This window comes from Massilia jejuensis, assembly GCF_042656795.1.
Classification (GTDB): domain Bacteria; phylum Pseudomonadota; class Gammaproteobacteria; order Burkholderiales; family Burkholderiaceae_D; genus Telluria; species Telluria jejuensis.
Genome location: NZ_JBHSMS010000089.1, coordinates 1 through 5,147, shown reverse-complemented (window position 1 = coordinate 5,147; position 5,147 = coordinate 1). Strand labels below are relative to the sequence as shown.

Below are 5,147 nucleotides of genomic sequence, written 5' to 3'. Positions count from 1 at the left end.
AAGCTAGCAAAGGTGCGACCAGTAGCGCGCAGCACGCGACGCACGCCCACAGAGCCCCACATCGAGCAGGGCCACCACGCTCATCAACGAATAAAATAGCCCGACACCTTCCAGGCCCCATCGACTTCTCGCATTTGCGTTACCGTTTCGACAACTGTTGGCATGTTGGAGAAAACGCTGTCATAAACGATGATCACGTACTCACCTGGTGGCGCACCTGGCAAATCTTTTTTGAATGTTGCAGGCTTGAGTATGCCTAATGGCGAAACATACTGGTTATCCACCAGCCGCAGGCGTTTGCCGATTCAACTGCTCAACGATATGGCGAGTCATGTTCCGCGCCAGCTCTTGTTCGCCTATCATCACCTCGCCGGCACCTTCGCTGTGCAGGAGGCGTGCCTCGTCTTCATTGTGTGACCTCACCAGCGTTTTGATTGACGGATTTAGCGCGCGCGCTGTTTCGATCATTGCCCGCACGTGGAAGGTGTCAGGCGTTGCGATCACAAGTAAGGCCGCATTTGCGATATGCGCTTGGATCAGCACTCCGGGCTCGGCTGCGTTACCGGCCACTGCAGCAATATCGTGTTGACGCAGTTGGTCCACCAGTTCGCGATTCTGTTCCGCCACAACGAAGTGCACCCCTTGCTTAGTTAGTTCGTCGGCGATCGTACGGCCAACGCGACCGTAGCCGACCAGAACTACCTGTCCTATAAGCCGTTGCTGATGGGTATTCATGGGTAACTCGGCCAAGGGGTCGGTCGAGCGGTCCAATTTGCGCGCTAAGTCCGACTGGATGCCTAACCAGCGTTGAATTGGTTCGATTGCCTTGAAGAGGATAGGGTTAAGGGCGATTGACACGATAGCACCGGCCAAAATTAAATTTTGCCCTTCAACTGGCAGCAGCCCGAGCGAAATGCCCATGGCGGCAAGGATGAATGAAAATTCACCTATCTGCGCCAGACTTGCCGACACGGTCAGTGCAGTATTGAGCGGGTAGCGTAGGGCTAGCACAAGCAGGAAGGCTGCCAAGGATTTGCCGAACATGATAATCACCACCACTATCAGCACGCGCAGCGGGCTTTCAACCAGGACGATCGGATCGAAAAGCATGCCCACCGACACAAAAAAAAGCACCGAAAAGGCGTCGCGCAGGGGTAGCGATTCTTCCGCTGCGCGGTGGCTGAGAGGCGATTCGCGCAGCACCATGCCAGCAAAGAAAGCGCCAAGCGCGAATGACACTCCGAATAGTTCTGATGACCCGTAGGCGATGCCAACCGCGCTGGCGATCACGGCCAACGTGAACAGTTCGCGCGAACCAGTCTTTGCCACCCGCCACAGAAACCATGGAAACAGTTTGCGCCCCACAACTAGCATGAAGATCACGAAGGCGGCTACCTGCCCCAAGGTAAGCGCTAACGAGCTCCACAAACCGGCGCCGGTGGAGGCGGCAACACCACCTAGCGGCCCGGCCAGCGCTGGCAGCATCACAAGCATCAGCACTGTAACTAGGTCTTCCACCACCAGCCAGCCGACTGCAATGCGCCCGTTGATCGAGGCCAGTATTCCCCGATCTTCCAGTGCCCGTAACAGCACGACGGTGCTGGCCACCGATAGCGCAAGTCCGAACACCAGGCCTGCCCCTAAGCTCCAGCCCCACAAGTGCGACACGCCGATGCCCATGGCGGTCGCCACCGTAATCTGCAATAACGCTCCGGGGAGGGCGATGCCGCGTACCTCGAGCAGGTCATCGAGGGAAAAGTGCAGTCCGACGCCAAACATTAGGAGCATCACGCCGATCTCGGCCAACTGGCCGGCCAAGACAACGTCTGCCACGAAGCCAGGTGTAGCTGGGCCGATCACAATGCCGGCTGCAAGGTAGCCGACCAGGGCAGGAAGTTTCAGGCGCACAGCAAGCATGCCAAAGATGAGTCCGAACCCAAGGGCGGCGGCAATGGTCGTGATCAGCGTAATGTTGTGGGGCATGCGGCGCTTTGTAGTTGGCTAAACCGCCAGTATAAGGTCTAGCTTCGGGCTTCAGTATCGAGGGGCAAGGCGATTAGTGTCTTGCCCCTCGATTTGTCCCATTTGGGGAAAACGTAGCGTGTCCATTTCCTTGGGCCATCATTAACAAGCCATAATGTGGCGGTCTAAGTGCAGCGCCACAACTATGCCAGTCAGCTTCCTTTCAAACGCCCAACGCGAAAACTATGGTCGCTTTGTCGGCCCGCCATCGCCCCATGATCTCGCCCGGTATTTTCACCTGGACGACACCGACCACGCGCTGATTGCACAAAAGCGGGGTGCGCACAATCGGCTAGGCTTCGCAGTCCAGCTGGGGACGGTGCGCTACCTGGGCACGTTTCTCGAAGACCCGCTCGCTGTGCCGCAGCCCGTGCTGCGGACGTTGGCTAAGCAGCTGCGCATAGAGACTCCGCACAAGGCGAGCGCCTACAGTACCGGCGAGCAGCGCTGGCAGCATGCGACAGAAATTCGCGCCTCCTACGGGTATGTCGAATTCACGGAACCGCTGGTCGCTTTCCGTCTGACGCGGTGGCTATATGCCATTTGCTGGACCGGCACTGATCGGCCAAGTGTGCTATTCGAGCGCGCCACAACTTGGCTTGTAACGCACAAGGTGCTGCTGCCCGGCTGTACGACCCTCGAACGGTACGTCGCGCGCCTGCGTAGCCGCGTTGAGGAGCGGTTATGGCGTTCGCTTGGCAATGGGGTCAGCCTGGACCAGCAAACGCGCCTAGAGGGCCTCCTGATTTCTTCCGGCGGCACTCGAAATTCGCCGCTTGATCGTCTCCGTACCGGGCCGATGGTGGCGAGCAGTCGATCAATGAGCCTGGCACTGATGCGCCTGCAAGCGGTTCGTGAGCTTGGTATCCGGTTGCCGGCCGCCACGCGCATCCCGGCCACACGGGTCGCGGCCCTAGCTCGGTTCGCGGGCGCCGCCAAGGCCAGCGCGATCCTGCGTCTGCCGGCCTTGCGTCGCTTGGCAACCCTGGTCGCGTTCGTGCACTGCCTTGAAGCATCGGCACAGGATGATGCCTTGGAAGTGTTGGAAGTAATCCTCCGTGAGCTTTTCGGTGACGCTGTAAAGGCTGACAAAAAATCTCGCCTTCGCTCACTCAAAGACCTGGACGCAGCGGCAGCCACCCTGGCGAGTGCCTGCCAATTGCTGCTGGACGATACCGTGCCGGACGCCGAGCTGCGCAAACAGTTGTTCGCACAAGTGTCTCCTGACGCGCTCGCACTGGCCCTCACTAGCGTGAATAAGCTAATTCGTCCGACCGACAACGTGTATTACCAGGAGCTGGACGTCAAGTACAAGACCGTGCGCCGTTTCCTGCCAGCGTTGGCCGAAAACATCCACTTTGGCGCGAATGTGGCTGGCGAGCCGTTAATCGCTGCTTTCGACTGGCTTCGCGCCAACATGAGAGCAAAAAGGCCTGGCAACGACGCACCGCGCGAAATCATCTCCAAAGCGTGGGAACGCCATGTACTGGGCGAGGACAATGTCATCGATTTCCACGCCTACACGTTTTGCGTTTTGTCCGAGTTGCGCGTCGCACTGCGCCGGCGTGACGTGTTCGTGGCCCCGAGTTGGCGGTACGCCGATCCGCGCGCCGGTTTGCTCGATAGCGCCGAATGGGAATCCACGCGCCCGATCATTTGCCGCACGTTAGGCCTTTCGGCGGTGCCGGGGCCGACATTGACCGCACTGGCCGGTGAACTGGACCGCACTTACCAGGCGGTGGCCGCTAGGCTACCTGAGAACCCGGCCGTGCGCTTCCACAAGGTGGGCGACAAACACGAACTGGTCCTCAGTCCGCTGGACAAAATTGACGAGCCGGCGTCGTTGATCGCGCTGCGCGCCAAGGTGATGGGCATGCTGCCGCGCGTTGATCTTCCGGAGCTGATCCTGGAGATAGCCGCCCGGACATGCTTTACCGACGCCTTCACCCACCTATCGGAGCGCACTGCGCGCGCTTCCGATCTGCATGTGAGCATCTGCGCAGTGCTGATGGCCGAAGCCTGTAACACAGGGCCCGAGCCGCTGATCCGTGGCGACGTGCCGGCACTCAAACGCGATAGATTGTCATGGGTGGATCAGAATTACCTGCGCGACGACACCATCACGGCGGCAAACACCATACTGGTAGCGGCACAGAGCCGGTCGGAGCTGGCCAGCGTGTGGGGCGGCGGCGAGGTCGCGTCGGCCGACGGCATGCGGTTCGTGGTGCCGGTGCGGTCTGTGCATTCCGGGCCGAACCCGAAATACTTCGGCGCCGGGCGCGGTGTCACTTGGTATAACCTGATATCAAACCAGTTTTCAGGACTGAATGACATTACGGTGCCGGGCACACTACGCGACAGCCTGGTCCTGCTCGCCGTCGTCCTGGAGCAGCAAACCGACCTTCAGCCGACTCAGATCATGACTGACACAGGCGCCTATAGTGATGTGGTTTTTGGGCTGTTCCGCCTGCTTGGATACCGGTTCAGCCCGCGCCTAGCTGATGTAGGCGGTACGCGCTTCTGGCGGATCAACACCAAAGCCGACTATGGGCTGCTCAATTCTGTATCCGGACACAATATCAGCCTGCAAAAGATCGAGCCGCATTGGGATGACATGCTGCGCCTGGCCGGCTCGCTCAAGCTTGGTAGGGTTCCGGCTGCCGGTATCATGCGCACGCTCCAAGTCGGCGAACGCCCGACCCGGCTGGCCCAAGCCATCGCCGAGTTCGGTCGAATTGACAAGACTCTGCACACGCTGACCTACATTGACGACGAAGCCAAGCGCCGGGGCACGCTGACCCAGCTTAACCGTGGCGAGGGGCGGCACAGCGTTGCCCGCGCCGTTTTCCACGGCAAGCGCGGCGAGCTGCGGCAGCATTACCGCGACGGGCAGGAGGACCAGCTTGGAGCGCTCGGCCTGGTGCTCAACATGATCGTGCTGTGGAACACAAGCTACATGGAGGCCGCATTGAACCAGCTACGCTCGGACGACTTCGAGGTCCGCGATGAGGATGTGGCTAGGCTGTCGCCGTTACTGCATGAGCACATCAACATGCTAGGCCGGTATTCGTTCTCAGTACCAGACGCGGTGGCCAAAGGCGAGTTGCGGCCGTTGCGCAATCCGG

At 59.8% G+C, this 5,147-nt stretch carries 3 protein-coding genes; 1 reads left to right on the top strand and 2 read right to left on the bottom strand.

Going from position 1 to position 5,147, the window contains the following annotated elements; all coding sequences use genetic code 11:
• Window positions 1–83: 83 nt before the first annotated feature.
• Together ACFPOU_RS23620 and ACFPOU_RS23615 are read right to left on the bottom strand one after the other, a co-directional pair.
• Complete coding sequence (locus tag ACFPOU_RS23620) at window positions 84–284, bottom strand: DUF4019 domain-containing protein (RefSeq protein WP_379727533.1); 201 nt, start codon at window positions 282–284, stop codon at window positions 84–86.
• A complete protein-coding gene (locus ACFPOU_RS23615; RefSeq protein WP_379727530.1) occupies window positions 277–1,983 on the bottom strand; it encodes a cation:proton antiporter domain-containing protein in 1,707 nt (568 codons plus the stop codon). The genes ACFPOU_RS23620 and ACFPOU_RS23615 overlap by 8 nt, the downstream gene beginning before the upstream one ends.
• 184 nt (window positions 1,984–2,167) lie before the next feature.
• On the opposite strand from ACFPOU_RS23615, the gene ACFPOU_RS23610 reads away from it, so the two are divergent.
• Window positions 2,168–5,147: Tn3 family transposase (locus ACFPOU_RS23610; protein ID WP_379727527.1), on the top strand; the 2,980-nt coding region annotated here is incomplete at its 3' end.

Bases quoted from the DNA above. Each gene is read 5' to 3' on its own strand.
- ACFPOU_RS23615 (WP_379727530.1), bottom strand. From the start codon at position 1,983: ATGCCCCACAACATTACGCTGATCACGACCATTGCCGCCGCCCTTGGG.